A 15,109-nucleotide genomic window follows, 5' to 3' on the forward strand; every position below is an offset into this window, starting at 1 on the left:
AATTACTTGCTGAGTTCGACGTGCTCGAAATCGAGTTCGACCGGCGTCGCGCGACCGAAGATCGAAACCGAGACCTTGACGCGGTTCTTGTCGAAATCGAGTTCCTCGACAATGCCGTTGAAGCTGGCGAAGGGGCCGTCCAGCACCTTGACCTGATCGCCGATCTCGTAATCGATGTTGATCTGCTTGCGCGGTTCGGCGGCGGCGGCTTCGGCGGCACCGAAGTAGCGCGCGGCCTCGGCTTCGCTGATCGCCTGCGGCTTGCCGCTGGCGCCGAGGAAGCCGGTTACCTTCGGGGTGTTCTTGACGAGGTGGTAGACGTCGTCGTTCATCGCCAGCTTGGCGAGCACGTAGCCGGGCATGGTCTTGCGCTCGACCTGCACCTTCTTGCCGCGCTTGACCTCGGTGACGGTCTCGTGCGGAACCTGCACGTCCTCGACGAGCTGCGACAGGCCCATCCGCTCGGCTTCCGAGAGGATGGATTCCTTCACCTTGTTCTCAAAGCCGGAATAGGCGTGGATGATGTACCAGCGGGCCATGGTTCTCTCTTTATCCAGTATTCAGGCGATCACAGAAGCGACAGCAGCGAGCTGACGATCCAGCCGAACAGCGCGTCGATTCCGAGGAAGAACGTCGCCAGCAGCACGGTCATGATGCCGACGAAGATCGCGGTCGTCACTGTTTCCTGGCGCGAGGGCCAGTAGATCTTGCGGGCTTCCGTCTGGACCTGGCGCATGAATTCGCCGGGATTGATCTTGGCCATGTCAGTCGCTCTCGTGTCTCTTGCCTGATTGCCGAAGCAAAAATGTCTCGTCGCTTCCGGCTAGGGGACATCGCCGCCCCGGGTCCGAGAAATCGGGGGGCCGGGAGGGGCAGATGTTATCCTCATGTCGGAAGGAAATGGGGACTTAGCTTCCGTCAGCCGGATTTGCAAGGTCCACCGCGTCCGGCAATCGCGCCAGGAACGAGTTCGGCGTGCTGTAGACGATTCGCGCCCCGTCCGGCAGCGCCACCGGATGCACGTCGCCGATGAACCAGAGGTAGTCGGCATGGCGCGCCGGCTTGAACTTGCGCAGATCGATGCGCTGGTTGGACCAGAACAGGATGCGCTGCGTCGGATCGTTGAAGCGGTACTTCGTCTCGCGCATGGCCAGCATGTGTACGTCGGGCAGCGCGAAGTTCGAATTCTCCATCGCGCTGCGGCGGACCACGGCGAAGCTGCCGAAGTGCTCGAAAGGCCCGAAACGCCATTGCCGGCGCGGAATCGCCACCGCCGTCGCGACTTTCGCGCCTTCGGGCACATAGTCGAGCGCGCCGATCATCTGGCGCGCCGTCTGCGCGTCCTGGTGCCAGACCACCGTCGTCACCGCGATGCGCGAGGTGAACAGCAGCCCCGCCAGCGCCAGCCCCCAGCGCGGCACCGGCCAGTCGATCGCCAGACACGCAACCATAAGCGCAGCGGTGCTCAGGCGATAGTCGGCATAATCCCCGCCGAAGATCTGGCGCGGCACGATCAGCGTCAGCACCAGCAGCAGCAGCGCCGCCCAGCCGACCCGGCCATCGATGCGCTTGGTAAACAGCGCAAAGGCGATCACCGCCAGCACCAGGCACAGGCTGGTGATGTCGAACACCTGATCGTAGCTGCGCATCGCCTTGTAGAGGATGGCCCACTTGTACTCGAGCACGCCCCAGCGCCCGTAGGACACCTGGGAATTGGCCCCCATCCCCGCGAGCATCGGCACCAGCGGGAAGATCAGCGGCCAGGGCTTGGTGAACGGGCGCCAGTCCTTCCAGTTGCGGCGCTTGGTCCATTCGTAGCCGAACACCAGCACGCCCATGATGCCCCAGCCCGACACGTGGCACAGCCACACGCCGAAGGCGATCGGAACGAACACGATGTGCCGCCAGACCGATCCCTCCATGCGCACCCACAGCGCAAAGGCGAACAGAGCCATTGCCAGCGACAGCGAATAGTTGAGGAAGCCCATCAGGAACGAGGGCGACCAGATCATCGCAAAGGCCAGGATCGCGCCGACGCCGACGCGCTTGCGCAGACTCCACACCACCGCGATGATCGAAAGGCCTGTCAGGAAGGGAATCAGCGCGACGATCATGCGCCCTGCCCGCTCCAGCCCGAAGATCGGCGCCATCGGCACCATCAGCAATTCGACGCCGAGGTTGCCGGTCCATTCCCAGTTGAACAGGAAATAATGCGTCAGGAACGGATCGTTGCCGTGATCGAGCAGGACCTTGTATCCCGCCAGGTGCGAGGGATAGTCGGTCATCTGGGGAGTCCAGGCCACCAGCGCGGGAAGCGCCGCCAGGAACGACAGGACTATACCCAGCCAGAGAGCCTCGTCGCGTTTCCTGCGATACGCTTCACCAAGTTCGCCTGCCTCAGGCTGTGCCGTTCCGTGCATGTGCGACTAAGTCTTTCCCCACTATGCCAATCACCGGGTCGTCGTCGGATCGGGCGTTCCGACATCCCTGAGCCCTGCAGGCCGACTCGCCTGCGCGCCGCCGTCCTAGCCCCCACCGGGCGATTGACAAGACATGCGCACGCTACAGCTGTTCTCGGCTCGCCGCAAATTCCCGCGAGACTGCCCGCGAATCGCTCTTGGCGATGGGTGGGCATTGGGTACGATTTCGGGGAAATCTGGCAGGAGTGGCAGGATTCGAACCCGCGGCCCTCGGTTTTGGAGACCGATGCTCTACCAACTGAGCTACACTCCTGCAGGCGCCGGAGCCTCTAGATGGAGACGCGGAGGATTACAAGGGCAGCTTGAAGGTCACGTGGAAATTTCGTGCGAACAGCGAAATTTCGGGGTTCGGGACCGGCCCTTTGCCTTCTAGTATGGCATCACCATGCATGCTCCCCATACCGTCGACCTGATCGAGCCAGACTTGCTCATGCTCGCATACCGCACCGGAATCTTTCCGATGGCGGACAGCCGCGAAGATCCCGAGATCTTCTGGGTGGAGCCTCGGCTGCGCGCAATCCTGCCGCTCGATGGCTTCCGCATGTCGCATTCGCTGGCGCGCACGCTGCGGCGCGGACGCTTCACGGTGACCTGCAACGCCGCCTTTTCGCAAGTGGTCGAAGCCTGCGCCGCGCCGCGCCCGTCCTCTGCTTCCGATGAAGAGGAAGGCGAGGAAGGACGCAGCTGGATCAGCCACCGCATACAGGCGAGCTACGAGAACCTGCACCATCTGGGCCACGCGCATTCGATCGAGTGCTGGCAAGATGGCCTGGATGGCCAGCGGCGACTGGTCGGCGGGCTCTACGGCGTCGGCTTCGAGCGGGTGTTCTGCGGCGAAAGCATGTTCAGCCGCGTCTCGGACGCCTCCAAGGTCGCGCTGGCGTGGCTCGTCGCGGCCATGCGGCGGGGCCATGCCAGCCTGCTGGACTGCCAGTTCATCACCACGCACCTTGCCTCGCTGGGCGCGGAGGAAATGAGCCAGAAACGCTATCTGACGTTGTTGCGTGCCGCTCAGTCGCCCGTGGCGGCAGGCGACGGCGAGGCCGTACTGGCGCTGCCCGAGGCCTTCGCGGCACTGCTCGAGGATGCCGCCGCAGCCGGCCTGGGAGCCGCGCCGGGGAAATTCATCGCACAGGCCTTCACCCACACGTCATAGACCGGGTGCTCGACGACGTTGAGGCCCGGCGAATTCTTGAACAGCCAGCCCGAGAACACCTTGTGCCAGGCAAGCTTTTCCCTGGCGCTTGCGCGTTCCTCGACGAAGACCTGCACGAATGCCCCCTCTTCTTCCGGGTGCTCCCAGGGCAGCGTCTTCTCGCAGGTCGCAACCTTCACGACGAGATTACCGAGTCGTTTCGACTCGCCCGGCTTCATCACGAGGTCCTGCGTCAGGTTGTTGCGCTTGTTGAGCACGCCCAGCGTCACGACGCGGTCCTTGTTCGGCGTGCCGATGTGCTGCCCGCGCTCCGCCTGTGCGGGGCCTGCCTGCATCCCGGCGATGGCATCGGGCACTTCCGTGTCCTGCCCCTCGGGATTGGGCTCACCGCCTCCGCAGGCCGCGAGAAGCGACAGCGAAGCGAAAATCGGCAGGTAGGCGGCGGCCCGCTTCACGAGGCCGCCCTTCAGGCGTCCGGGGACCAGGCTTCGTAGTCGCCAGTAGCCGCCGCACGCTTTCCGCCGCGCTCCAGCGCGCCCTGCGGGCGATAGGCCTGCACGGTGCCGGTGGCATTGGGCGTGTAGTCGGCTTCCCAGATGCGTGCCGGCGGCAGATGGCTTTCGGGAACGTCGTCATAGGAATGATGCAGCCAGCCGTGCCATTCGGCCGGCACCTTGCTGGCATCGTTGGCTCCGGCATAGATCACCCAGCGCTTGTCATAGCCCTCGGTGGTCTTCGCCTTGGCCGAGCGATAGTACTTGTTGCCTTGCGCGTCGGTGCCGACATGCTCGCCGTTCATCGCGCTCCAGAGCGAGGTGCCAATGGTGGCGCCGTCCCACCAGGTGAAGATCTTGCCGAGGATTCCCATGAGCCGCGCGTTACCGCTCCGGCCCGATCAAGGCAAGCGCGTTGAACGCAATCCTCCCCCCAATTTGATCCGCCGGCCGCTTGCCGGTAGGCTGGCGCGCGATGACGAGAGAGCCGCATCCCGTTCCGGTCGTCGAGACTGACGTCCCGGCGCGTCTCGACCGCTTGCCCTGGGCCGGGTTTCACTGGCTCGTCGTCGTGGCGCTGGGCATCACATGGATTCTCGACGGACTCGAGGTCACGCTCGCCGGCTCGGTCGCCCCTGCCCTGCGCGAAAGCCCGACACTGCGCTTCACCGCCAGCGACGTCGGCCTTGCCAACAGCGCCTACCTGGCAGGAGCGGTGCTGGGCGCGCTGTTCTTCGGCTGGCTGACCGACCGGATGGGCCGCAAACGGCTCTTCACCGTCACCCTGCTGATCTACCTGACAGCGACGGCAGCCACGGCGCTGACCTGGGACCTGCCGAGCTTTGCCGCCATGCGCTTTCTCACCGGCGCCGGCATCGGCGGCGAATACAGCGCGATCAACTCGGCGATCCAGGAACTGATTCCCGCACGCCGGCGCGGCTGGACCGATCTCGTCGTCAACGGCAGCTACTGGGTCGGCGCGGCAGTAGCCGGCGGGCTGGCTGTTATCGTGCTCGATCCGGCGGTCCTGAACGTGGACCTGGGCTGGCGCTTCGCCTTCCTGTTCGGCGCCACGACCGGCCTCGCGATCATCTTCCTGCGCCGCCACCTGCCGGAAAGCCCGCGCTGGCTCATCACCCACGGCCGCGCAGAAGAAGCCGAGGCGATCGTGACGCGAATCGAACGCCGGGTCGCCGAAGAGGGACACGCCCTCGATCCGGTCGACCAGAAAGTCCGCCTGCGCGCCCGGCGCTCGACACCGCTGAGCGAAGTCTTCACGACGCTGTTGCACACCTATCCGCACCGCACCGCGCTCGGCCTCCTGCTGATGGCCTCGCAGGCATTCCTCTACAACGCGATCTTCTTCACCTATGCGCTGATGCTGAGCGATTTCTACGGCGTGCCCTCGGCGGACGTGGGCTGGTATGTCCTGCCCTTCGCGGCGGGCAACGTCCTCGGTCCGCTCCTGCTCGGGCGCCTGTTCGACACGGTCGGGCGGCGGCAGATGATCGCGCTGACCTATGGTCTGTCCGGCTTGTTGCTGGCCGCGACGGGACTGCTCTTTACCGCCGGTCTGCTCGATGCGACGACGCAGACGCTATGCTGGAGCCTCACCTTCTTCTTCGCCTCGGCAGCCGCCTCTTCCGCCTATCTCACCGTGGCGGAGAGCTTCCCTCTGGAAATCCGCGCGCTCGCGATCGCGCTGTTCTACGCGATGGGCACTGGCATCGGCGGCGTACTCGCCCCCTGGCTGTTCGGCGTGCTGATCGAAAGCGGATCGCGCGAACAAGTGCTGACCGGCTACCTCTTCGCCGCAGTGCTGATGATCGTCGCGGCCGCCGCCGCCTGGAAATTCGGCCTCAGCAACGAACGCAAGCCACTCGAACACGTGGCCCGGCCGCTTTCGTGGCACGAGGATTGAGAAAACCCGCCACGCTTATCCATCATCGCCCTGATCCACGGATTTAAAAAATTTAACCTCGGGTCATCGCAGCCCTCTTTGACGCGCTGCAGCAAGCCGATAAGCACCCGGCATTGGTGGAAAAATCGCTCGGGGGTATCGTGCGCGCTGGTCTTTGTTCTTCCCTTCTTGCCCTGACTGTCCTGCTCGCCGGCTGCGGCGGGGGAGACGGCTCCTCCTCGACCTCGGGCGCGACGGCCGGCACGCCCACGCCCAGCCCCACCAGCACGCCGACACCGACGCCGGCATCCACCGCATGCACGCTCGCGTCGCGTCAGCAATGGGCACTGACGAAACTGCAGGAATGGTACCTGTTTCCCGATCTCCTGGACACGACCGTCGATCCGGCAAGCTACGGCACCGTGCAGGACTACATCGACGCGCTCGTCGCCCCGGCGCGCGCGCAATCGAAGGACCGCTACTTCACCTACCTCACCTCGATCTCCGAAGAGAACGCCTATTACCAGCAGGGCGCCACGGCAGGCTTCGGCGTGCGGCTTGGGTTCGACTACAGCAGCAACCGCCTCTTCGTGATCGAGGCCTACGAGAACGCGCCCGGACTCGCCGCCGGGCTCGACCGCGGGACCGAGATCATCGGCATCGGCACCACGACATCGAACATCCAGTCGATTTCCACGCTTGTCGCCAATGGCGGCACGCAGGCCGTGAGCGATGCCCTCGGGCCTTCAACCACGGGCACGACGCGCGTGCTGCAGATCCGCCAGCTGAACAGCTCGATCTCCACCGTCAGCGTGACCAAGAAGACCTATTCGCTGCTTCCGGTCTCGTCGCGCTACGGGGTCAAGGTGATCGACGACAACGGCGCCAAGGTCGGTTACGTCAACCTGCGGACCTTCGTCGACACCGCCGATCCCGCCCTGCGCGACGCCTTCTCGCAGTTCCGCGCACAAGGGATCACCAAGGTCATCGTCGACCTGCGCTACAACGGTGGCGGGCTCGTCTCCATCGCGGAACTGTTCAGCAACCTGCTCAATGGCCAGCGCAACGGCGAGGTGATGGGCTACACCACCTTCAGCGATTCGAAGTCGAACAACAACGAGACCACCTATTTCTCTGCACAGCCGGAAGCGATCGGCGCGACCCGGGTGGCCTTCATCGGCACCGGCAGCACGGCCTCGGCCAGCGAATTCGTGATGAATGCCGAAAAGCCCTATCTCGGCGCGAACGCCGCGCTGATCGGCACCAACACCTACGGCAAGCCCGTCGGTCAGGTCGGGCTCGACATGGCCGATTGCGACGATCGCCTGCGCGCGATCGCCTTCCGCATCGAAAACGCCAACCACGAGGGCGACTACTACACCGGCCTCGGCAGCCACATGGACGCGACCTGCCAGGCCAGCGACGACATCTCCTACCAGCTGGGCGACCCGCAGGAGGCATCGATCAAGGTCGCGCTCGATTACCTTGACGGCCGCAGCTGCACCGCGATCCAGAGCACCGGCCTCGCCGCGCAGAGCGTCGGACGGCGCGCGCTGCTCAACGCCGCGCCCAACACGGCCCAGAAAGAGCTGCCCGGCCTGTACTGATCAGAACGGGAAAACCGGCGACCTGAAAGTCCGGCGGGGCCCGACGGCCCTGCCGGCTCCTACCACTCGACCTTGTCGCCGGGCTTGATCCCCAGCTCGGCCGCACGACCGCCGTTCAGTTCCAGCACGCCGCTGGCGATGCCGATCGCCGGCAGCGGCGTCTCGTCATAAGGCACGGCATTGGCGGCGATGTTGAGGATCCTGTGGTCCGTGCCGATGAAGATGATGTCGAGCGGGATCACCGTGTTGCGCATCCAGAACGCCGGACGGCGCGGCGGCTTTTCGGGGAAGATCATGCCCTCGTCGGCCCCCATGTGCGTGCGGAACATCAGCCCCTTTGCCTGCTGCGCCTCGGTCGCGGCCACTTCGACGCGAAAGGTGTGGACCTTGTCGCCCGAGATTACCTTGAGCGGTATGACCGGCAGTCCTGATTCCGCGTGGACGGCAGGCTGCGTCGTTGCGGTCTCGGTCGCGCCCTGCGAACAGGCGGCGGTGGGCAGCAGGGCGGGGGCAAGCAGGAAGGCGGCGGCAAAAGTCCTGGTCAGGCGCACTCATTCATCTCCGAAAGCCGACTCGGCCCACTCTTCGGCCGCGTCGGGGTCGCTGGCATCGACGATCCGGCGCGCGATGTCGAGCGTGTGCCCGGCACGCAGCATCGCCGCGAGCTGCTTTTCGCGCGCGGGCCTGTCGAGAGGCTGAACCGCGAAAGGCCCGAAGCGCCGCCGCCGCGCCATGACCAGTGCCGCGCGCCGCTGTTCGCTTTCGGGCGGGCGCAGGTCCGCCCGCATGTCCTCCTCGATACCCGCCTGCCCCAGCGCCTCGCCCACGCGCCGCGCGCCATAGCCGCGCCGCAACAGGCTGCCGGCCTTCATCCGGGCCCAGGCGGCATCGTCGACGTAACCGAGTTCGGCATAGCGCCCCACCAGCTCGTCCACCGGAGGCGTCCCTTCCCCTTCCCACCCGTGTTCGCGCAACTTGCGCTGGAGATAAGCGCCAAGCTTTGCTTGCGTCGTCGCGAAGCGCGCGACATAGGCGAGCGCCAGTTCCTCCAGACGAGCAGGGGTGAGTGGTTGTGGATTGCGACGCTTGACGGACATCTTGCCCTATTCGTGCCACAGTCGGCTCAGAATGGGGAGAGCGCATGGATACCAGTCCGGGGGTTAGCTAATCCGGACTGAACGAGTGACCGGACTCAAAGACACCCGGTCCCGCACGAATAACGTTAAAACAACAACGGGTTAAAGAAACATGGCCGACACCATCAGCATGGTGCCCAACTCAGGTACGGCACTTGCAGCGACGCCTAACGACGACGCTCTGCCGCGCCGGTTCGCCGATTTCGACACCTTCTGCGAGGCGCTCGACTACGCCGCGGGCGGCGAGCGCGGGTTCAATTTCCATGATCCGCGCGGCACGCTGACGCGGGTCTATCCCTTCAGCGAGCTGCGCACGGATTCGCTGGCCGTTGCCCGTGCGCTCGTTGCGCGCGGCGTGAAGCCCGGCGACCGCATCGCCCTGATCGCCGAAACCGGAACGGATTTCGCGGCACTTTTCTGCGGCACGGTCTATGCCGGCGCATGGCCGGTGCCCCTGCCGCTGCCGACCAGCTTCGGCGGCAAGGAAAACTACATCGAGCAGCTTGCCGTCCAGCTTTCCAGCTCGGACCCGACGCTGCTCGTCGGCCCGGACGAAATCGCCGAGATGACCGGTGCCGCTGCCGCGCGGCAGGGTTGCGGCCACGCCACCTGGGCCGATTTCGCCGCCAAGGACGCCCCTGAATGCGAGCTGCCTGCGCCGCAGCCGGACGACATCTGCTATCTGCAGTATTCCAGCGGCTCGACGCGCTTCCCGCACGGCGTCGCCGTCACCCACCGCTCGCTCATGTCGAACCTTGCCGCGCACAGCCACGGCATGCAATTGACCGATGGCGACCGCTGCATCTCGTGGCTGCCCTGGTACCATGACATGGGCCTCGTCGGCTGCTTCCTCTCGCTGATCGCCAACCAGGTCTCGGGCGACTACCTCAAGACCGAGGATTTCGCCCGCCGTCCGCTGGCATGGCTCGACCTGATCACCCGCAACGAGGGCATGTCGATCTCGTACTCGCCGACCTTCGGCTACGACATCTGCGCGCGCCGCATCTCGACGCAGACCGCGGTGTCCGAACGCTTCGACCTGTCGCGCTGGCGGCTCGCGGGCAACGGCGCCGACATGATCCGCCCCGACGTGATGCAGAACTTCGTCAACGCCTTTGCCGATGCCGGCTTCAAGGCCAGCGCGTTCCTGCCCAGCTACGGCCTTGCCGAAGCGACGCTGGCGGTCACCATCATGCCCCCGGGCGAAGGCATCCGTGTCGAGCTGGTCGAGGAAGAGCGCCTTTCGGGCTCCCCGCGCGACTTGTCGCGCCCGGCCCGCTACCGCGCCATCGTCAATTGCGGCAAGCCGGTGCGCGACATGGAAGTCGTGATCCGCGGCGAAAAGGGTGAAAGCCTCTCCGATCACAAGATCGGCAAGGTCTGGTGCCGCGGTACCAGCGTCATGCACTCCTACTTCCGCGATCCCGAAGCAACGGCCGAATGCATGGTCGATGGCTGGCTCGACACCGGAGACATGGGCTACATGGCCGATGGCTACCTGTTCATCGTCGGTCGCGCCAAGGACATGATCATCATCAACGGCAAGAACCACTGGCCGCAGGACATCGAGTGGGCCGTGGAACAGCTTCCCGGCTTCAACCACGGCGACATCGCCGCCTTCTCGGTGGAGATGGAAAACGGCGAGGAAGCCCCCGCCGTTCTCGTCCACTGCCGCGTGTCCGACCCGGCCAAGCGCCTCGAGCTGCACGAGCTGATCCGCGACAAGGTCCGTTCGATCACCGGCATGAACTGCGTGGTCGAACTGGTCCCGCCCAAGAGCCTGCCGCGCACCAGCTCGGGCAAGCTCAGCCGCGCCAAGGCCAAGAAGCTTTACCTCTCCGGCGAGATCGAGCCCTTCAAGCTCGCCGCCTGAGCGGGTTCACGAGGTGACGAAAGGCGGGCTGGAGAGTGCAAGCTTTCCGGCCCGTTTTGCGTGGCTGGCAGGCTATACGGGCAAATGTAAAAACACCTCGGGACGACTACTGTTCGCGACGTTTGTCCAAAACCGGCATTTCCGGACACACCGACTTAGCAGATGTGCCTGAAAACGATGAATTATTGAGCATCAGGTCGAGATCAAGTGCCGAAATAGCTACAAGCAGAGGCCGAGAAAAGATGCACCGGGAACCGGGTTGAAAGAAACCGGTTCGGCGGCGACAAAACCTAAATCCTCATATAACTTGCGCGCGGGGATAAACTTCGCCTGCACATCAAGCCTCATCTCCCTATAACCCACCGAACGAGCTTGCTCGATCAGGCAGTTCACAAGATCGCGACCAAGATGGCAGCCCCGTGCCTGAGAACGAACATATAGTCGTTTCATTTCGCATATTTCGGAAGAGACTTGGCGCATTGCGATACAACCTTCGATTTCGCCCTCCCGATCCGCAAGCAACACGCATCCTTTCGGCGAAGCATACTTGCCAGGCAGGTTCGCGAATTCGGCATCGTTATTTTGATAATCGAGATTCACGGGGGAATTGGCGATAAATTCGTGCCAGATGCTCAGCACCGACGTTGTATCATCGGGAAAAATCGCACAGCGTATGATTGTCATAGCATGAATATCTGGCGGAAAATCATGGCTGCAATAAGACGCGTATGTGAGCGCATTGTAGTGAAGCGGGACGGTTTGCAGGAATAGGGTGCGCTTAATAGCTGCGTCCGCTCTCCCCGACTTTCCAGACGCTCAGACGGCCCTTCCAGCACTCCAAAAGCAGCCATTCGTTTGGTCAAGTTATTGGCCACCTGACCCAATCCAACTCACCCCGCCTTCAGTTCCCCGTCCAGCCGTTCCGCCAACCGCAGCGCCAGTGCCACCAGCGTGAAGGTCGGGTTCGCCCAGCCCGCCGTCGGGAACACCGAACTGCCCGCCACATGCAGGTTGGCGAGACCATGCACCTTGCCATGCGCATCGACCACGCCGGTCTTCGCATCGTCGCTCATGCGGGTGCCGCCCACGTGGTGATAGCCGGCGATAGGGTGGTTGCCGACAGTGGGATCGACCGGCCAGTCGTTGCCCGCTTCCGCGATCCACTCGGTCGGCGTCACATGGCCCTGCCCCATGCGCTGCAGTTCCTCGCCGAAGACGCGGGCGAAGACGCGGGCGGTGTGCTTGTCGAGCGCGTCGAGCTGCCAGTCGAGGTCGGCCTGCCGCTCGCCCAGCGCGTTGCGCTTGTCTGACAGGACAATGCGGCTGTCCGGGTTGGGCGCCTGCTCGCCGCGGATGATCATGTAGAGGCCGGTCATCCCGGTATTGGCCATGGCTGCTTCCACCTTCTCGCGCACGGCGCGGTGGAACCAGCCGCGCAGGCCCCGGTAGATGTGGTCGAGCGTGCGGCCAGTGCGGTTCGGGTTCAGCGAGTGCTTGATCGTACCGTAAAGCTTGTTACCCAGCGCCACGCCCTTTTCCGGCGGGCGCTGCAGCTTGAAGGTGACGATCGAGTTCATCGCCCCTTCCGCTTCCTGCACCGCGTCGGACAGGCGCAGCACCGGCGCCAGCGGCGGGCCGGACTTCATGAAGCGCTTCTGGTAGGCGGCCCAGAGATCGAACGGGCGCGATGTCTCCACCTTGCCGATGCGGCCGGTGGGATGTTCCATGAAGAAGCGGCCGAGCTGGTCGTGGGCATTGCCGAGGCCGCCTGCGATCACGTCGTCGGACGCCATCATCAGCCGCACGTTCTCGATCGCGCCGCAAGCGAGAACATAGTGCTTCGCCTTGAGCCGGGCCGACTGGCCGGTGAGCGTCCTGATTTCGACATGCTCGATCTCTGCGCCGTTCGCGCTCGCCTGCACCTGCGTGGCATTGGCGTGGAGCACGATGGTGAGGTTGGGCGCGTCGATCAGGTCCTTCGTGCGCGCCTGTGCGAAACGCTCGGTCGCCTCGTCGAAGCGCCACAGATCGGTCGCCAGCTTTTCCGGGTCAAAGCCCTGATCTGGAATACCGCAGAGGCGGTAGGCATCGTCCCATTCGAACGGGCCGATTTCGAAAATGTCCTGCGCCTGCCGCCAGTAGGGCATCACCTGATCGCGCGTGATCGGCCAGCCCGAATGCGGCACCCAGCTGCGCTTGGCGAAGTCGATCTCGTCGAGCAAGGCGCAGCGCCCGCCCCAGATCGAGACCGTGCCGCCGAAGAAGCGCAGACGCGATTCCTCCAGCGGGTAGTAATCGTGGCCGATGTTGGCGCCGTCGTAGAGCGCCTGCGTCTTCTCCTCGAAGTCCATGCCGCCGCTTTCGGCCAGGCACACCTGATGCCCCGCACGCATCAGCTCGCGCGCGAGCGTCACGCCCGCCGCGCCCGCGCCGATCACGCAGACGTCGAACTGCCTTCCGGCAAGGGCTTCGGGGGTTTTCTGGAGATCAACGAGCATCGAAAGTCTGGTCCCACCAGCAGGAGAACATGGCGATCGCGTAGAGGATGCGCCCGTGATTGGCCACGCCCGCGGCATGTTCGGCGAACAGCTTCTGCACGGCGTCCTCGCGCAGATAGCCGCTCTTCGAAGCGCCGCTGGAGGTCCAGGCCTCCTGCGCGAAAGTGGCAAAACCGCCGCTGAACCACTCGGCGAAGGGAAGCTGGAAGCCGAGCTTGCGCTCATCCAGCGCGCCGGGGAAGAGCCAGGGTTCCACCGCCTTGCGCAGGGCATATTTGCCGACCTTGCCGCGCAACTTCATGGCGCGGGGCATCGTCAGCGCCCAGTCAACCAGCTTGTGACTGAGAAACGGCACCCGCGCTTCGAGCGAATGCGCCATCGAGCCCCGGTCGGTGCGGTTGAGCAGCGAGGCCGGCATGTGGACGGTGAGGTCCGCCAGCATGAACTGCGACAGCGGATCGAGATCGCGCGCGCCAGGGTAGCCGAAGTACTCGCGTTCCAGATCGGCGAAGGGATGATCGCTCTCCTGCCGGGCATGGAAGCCGGGCTCGTAGAGCGCCTCGCGCACCCACGGGGTGGAGATCTGCGTGCCCTGGAAGAAGCGCTGGTAGTTATTTTCCAGCATGGCCGACTGGCGAAACCGGCGCGCATTCTGCCGCAGGTAGTTGAGCCGCTTGCTGCCCATGCCGGGCACATGGTCGATCGCCGCCAGCACCGGCTCCAGCATCCGCAGCAGCGGCCCGGTCCGCGCGGCGGCGAGCGCCGTGCGCTGGCGCTTGTACCCGGCGAAGATCTCGTCCGAACCCTCGCCGCAGAGCACGACCTTCACATGCTCGGCCGCGAGTTTCGAGAGGTGCCACACCGGCACGGCTGCCGTGGCGGCGCAGGGCTCGTCATGGCTGCGCTGCACTTCGGGGAGCATGATCCCGGCATCCTGCGGCTGGAGCGGCAAGGTAATGTGCTCGCAGCCTAGATGCCGGGCGATGCGCGCCGCCGCTTCGGTCTCGTCGATCGAGGTGCCCGGAAAGCCCATGGTGAAGGCCTTGACCGGCGTGGTGGCATGATGCGCCATGGCCGCGACGACCGCACTCGAATCCACTCCGCCTGACAGGAACGCGCCGACCGTCACGTCCGCCAGCATGTGGCGTTTGGTCGTCTCGGAAACCCAATGGCGGGTCTGCTCGATCCACTCGGCTTCGGACAGGCCCTCGGTCACCCGGAATTCGGGGCGCCAGAACGGACGGATCTCCGGCTCACCCTCCGGCCCGATGTGAAGCACATGGCCGGGCGGCAGCGTCTTCACTTCCTGCCAGATCGAGCGCGGCTTCTGCACGTGCCCGAACATGAAGAAGTCATGCACGCCGCGCTCGCAGACGGTGAAGTCCAGCCCACCGCCATCGGGCGAGGACATCGCCCGCAAGGTGCGGATTTCCGAACCGAAGGCGATCCCGCCCTGCTGCAGCGTGTAGTAGACCGGCTTGATCCCCAGCGGGTCGCGCGCGAGCACCAGACGGCGCTCTTTCGCATCCCAGATGGCTAGGCCGTACATGCCTTCCAGCCTAGGCCAAGCCTCATCGCCCCAGCGCACGTAGGCGGCCAGGATCGTCTCGGTGTCACCGTGAGTGGAGAACTGCCAGCCCCAGTCGGCCAGTTCCTCGCGCAGTTCCGGAAAATTGTAGACTTCGCCGTTGAAGACGATCGCCCAGCGCCCGTCCGCCGAAAACATCGGCTGGTGGCCGCCTTCCAGATCGACGATCGAAAGGCGGCGGTGGCCCAGCCCCAGATCACCGTCGATATGCACGCCTTCGTCGTCGGGGCCACGATGCACGATGGTCCGGCAGGCGCGCGTAATCGCTTCGCGCGGCACCGGCCTGCCGCCGCGCCTGTACCAGCCGGTTATGCCGCACATGGGCCCCTCGTCGTTGCCGCCATGACTATGGCGGTTCCGTTACAGAGGCAGACCGG

General features: G+C 64.8%; 13 protein-coding genes, 1 tRNA gene and 1 pseudogene. 4 read left to right on the forward strand and 11 right to left on the reverse strand.

What is annotated here, in order from left to right:
- Positions 1-2 precede the first annotated feature (2 nt).
- The 4 genes from nusG to NZK81_RS09425 form a co-directional block, all read right to left on the reverse strand.
- Positions 3-539: a transcription termination/antitermination protein NusG gene (nusG, locus tag NZK81_RS09410; protein WP_260045869.1), complete on the reverse strand. Its 537-nt coding sequence runs from the start codon at positions 537-539 to the stop codon at positions 3-5.
- 29 nt (positions 540-568) lie between these two features.
- On the reverse strand, positions 569-763 hold the full coding sequence (secE, locus tag NZK81_RS09415) for a preprotein translocase subunit SecE (RefSeq protein ID WP_260045870.1): 195 nt from the start codon (positions 761-763) through the stop codon (positions 569-571).
- Between the two features lie 145 nt (positions 764-908).
- Positions 909-2,420, reverse strand: coding sequence for a hypothetical protein (locus NZK81_RS09420; RefSeq protein WP_260045871.1), 1,512 nt, complete (start codon positions 2,418-2,420; stop codon positions 909-911).
- A 237-nt stretch (positions 2,421-2,657) separates the two neighbouring features.
- Positions 2,658-2,733: transfer RNA gene (locus NZK81_RS09425), tRNA-Trp, on the reverse strand.
- Between the two features lie 132 nt (positions 2,734-2,865).
- Between NZK81_RS09425 and aat the strand changes: the two genes are divergently transcribed.
- On the forward strand, positions 2,866-3,636 hold the full coding sequence (aat, locus tag NZK81_RS09430; protein WP_260045872.1) for a leucyl/phenylalanyl-tRNA--protein transferase: 771 nt from the start codon (positions 2,866-2,868) through the stop codon (positions 3,634-3,636).
- A gap of 35 nt (positions 3,637-3,671) precedes the next feature.
- On the opposite strand, the pseudogene NZK81_RS21620 reads toward aat, so the two are convergent.
- Together NZK81_RS21620 and NZK81_RS09440 are read right to left on the reverse strand one after the other, a co-directional pair.
- Positions 3,672-3,971, reverse strand: a pseudogene (locus NZK81_RS21620) (DUF2155 domain-containing protein); the annotation flags it as partial.
- 131 nt (positions 3,972-4,102) lie between these two features.
- Positions 4,103-4,504, reverse strand: a complete 402-nt coding sequence (locus NZK81_RS09440) for an NADH:ubiquinone oxidoreductase subunit NDUFA12 (protein WP_260045873.1) — start codon at positions 4,502-4,504, stop codon at positions 4,103-4,105.
- A gap of 101 nt (positions 4,505-4,605) precedes the next feature.
- Here NZK81_RS09440 and NZK81_RS09445 point away from each other — a divergent pair, with 101 nt between their 5' ends.
- On the forward strand, positions 4,606-6,051 hold the full coding sequence (locus tag NZK81_RS09445) for an MFS transporter (protein ID WP_260045874.1): 1,446 nt from the start codon (positions 4,606-4,608) through the stop codon (positions 6,049-6,051).
- Between the two features lie 140 nt (positions 6,052-6,191).
- A complete protein-coding gene (locus NZK81_RS09450) occupies positions 6,192-7,637 on the forward strand; it encodes a S41 family peptidase (RefSeq protein WP_260045875.1) in 1,446 nt (481 codons plus the stop codon).
- Between the two features lie 59 nt (positions 7,638-7,696).
- Here the strand turns inward: NZK81_RS09450 and NZK81_RS09455 are convergent, their stop codons facing one another.
- Both NZK81_RS09455 and NZK81_RS09460 read right to left on the reverse strand, forming a co-directional pair.
- Positions 7,697-8,188, reverse strand: coding sequence for a DUF192 domain-containing protein (locus NZK81_RS09455; RefSeq protein WP_419181669.1), 492 nt, complete (start codon positions 8,186-8,188; stop codon positions 7,697-7,699).
- Positions 8,189-8,734: a regulatory protein RecX gene (locus tag NZK81_RS09460; RefSeq protein ID WP_260045876.1), complete on the reverse strand. Its 546-nt coding sequence runs from the start codon at positions 8,732-8,734 to the stop codon at positions 8,189-8,191.
- 151 nt (positions 8,735-8,885) lie between these two features.
- Between NZK81_RS09460 and NZK81_RS09465 the strand changes: the two genes are divergently transcribed.
- Positions 8,886-10,646, forward strand: a complete 1,761-nt coding sequence (locus NZK81_RS09465) for a fatty acyl-AMP ligase (RefSeq protein WP_260045877.1) — start codon at positions 8,886-8,888, stop codon at positions 10,644-10,646.
- Positions 10,647-10,865: 219 nt separating this feature from the next.
- Here the strand turns inward: NZK81_RS09465 and NZK81_RS09470 are convergent, their stop codons facing one another.
- The 3 genes from NZK81_RS09470 to asnB form a co-directional block, all read right to left on the reverse strand.
- Entirely contained in the window at positions 10,866-11,330 is a 465-nt protein-coding gene (locus NZK81_RS09470; RefSeq protein WP_260045878.1) for a GNAT family N-acetyltransferase, read from the reverse strand.
- Positions 11,331-11,536: 206 nt separating this feature from the next.
- Entirely contained in the window at positions 11,537-13,144 is a 1,608-nt protein-coding gene (locus NZK81_RS09475; protein WP_260045879.1) for an FAD-dependent oxidoreductase, read from the reverse strand.
- On the reverse strand, positions 13,134-15,053 hold the full coding sequence (gene asnB / locus NZK81_RS09480) for an asparagine synthase (glutamine-hydrolyzing) (RefSeq protein ID WP_260045880.1): 1,920 nt from the start codon (positions 15,051-15,053) through the stop codon (positions 13,134-13,136). Before asnB ends, NZK81_RS09475 begins: the two co-directional genes overlap by 11 nt.
- Positions 15,054-15,109: the final 56 nt, after the last annotated feature.

This window comes from Novosphingobium mangrovisedimenti (genome assembly GCF_025153475.1).
Classification (GTDB): Bacteria; Pseudomonadota; Alphaproteobacteria; order Sphingomonadales; family Sphingomonadaceae; genus Novosphingobium; species Novosphingobium mangrovi_A.

Coding starts and splice junctions, on each gene's coding strand:
- aat (WP_260045872.1), top strand. CDS start 2,866: ATGCATGCTCCCCATACCGTCGACCTGATCGAGCCAGACTTGCTCATG.
- NZK81_RS09445 (WP_260045874.1), top strand. CDS start 4,606: ATGACGAGAGAGCCGCATCCCGTTCCGGTCGTCGAGACTGACGTCCCG.
- NZK81_RS09470 (WP_260045878.1), bottom strand. CDS start 11,330: ATGACAATCATACGCTGTGCGATTTTTCCCGATGATACAACGTCGGTG.
- asnB (WP_260045880.1), bottom strand. CDS start 15,053: ATGTGCGGCATAACCGGCTGGTACAGGCGCGGCGGCAGGCCGGTGCCG.
- NZK81_RS09460 (WP_260045876.1), bottom strand. CDS start 8,734: ATGTCCGTCAAGCGTCGCAATCCACAACCACTCACCCCTGCTCGTCTG.
- NZK81_RS09465 (WP_260045877.1), top strand. CDS start 8,886: ATGGCCGACACCATCAGCATGGTGCCCAACTCAGGTACGGCACTTGCA.
- NZK81_RS09440 (WP_260045873.1), bottom strand. CDS start 4,504: ATGGGAATCCTCGGCAAGATCTTCACCTGGTGGGACGGCGCCACCATT.
- secE (WP_260045870.1), bottom strand. CDS start 763: ATGGCCAAGATCAATCCCGGCGAATTCATGCGCCAGGTCCAGACGGAA.
- NZK81_RS09475 (WP_260045879.1), bottom strand. CDS start 13,144: ATGCTCGTTGATCTCCAGAAAACCCCCGAAGCCCTTGCCGGAAGGCAG.
- nusG (WP_260045869.1), bottom strand. CDS start 539: ATGGCCCGCTGGTACATCATCCACGCCTATTCCGGCTTTGAGAACAAG.
- NZK81_RS09420 (WP_260045871.1), bottom strand. CDS start 2,420: ATGCACGGAACGGCACAGCCTGAGGCAGGCGAACTTGGTGAAGCGTAT.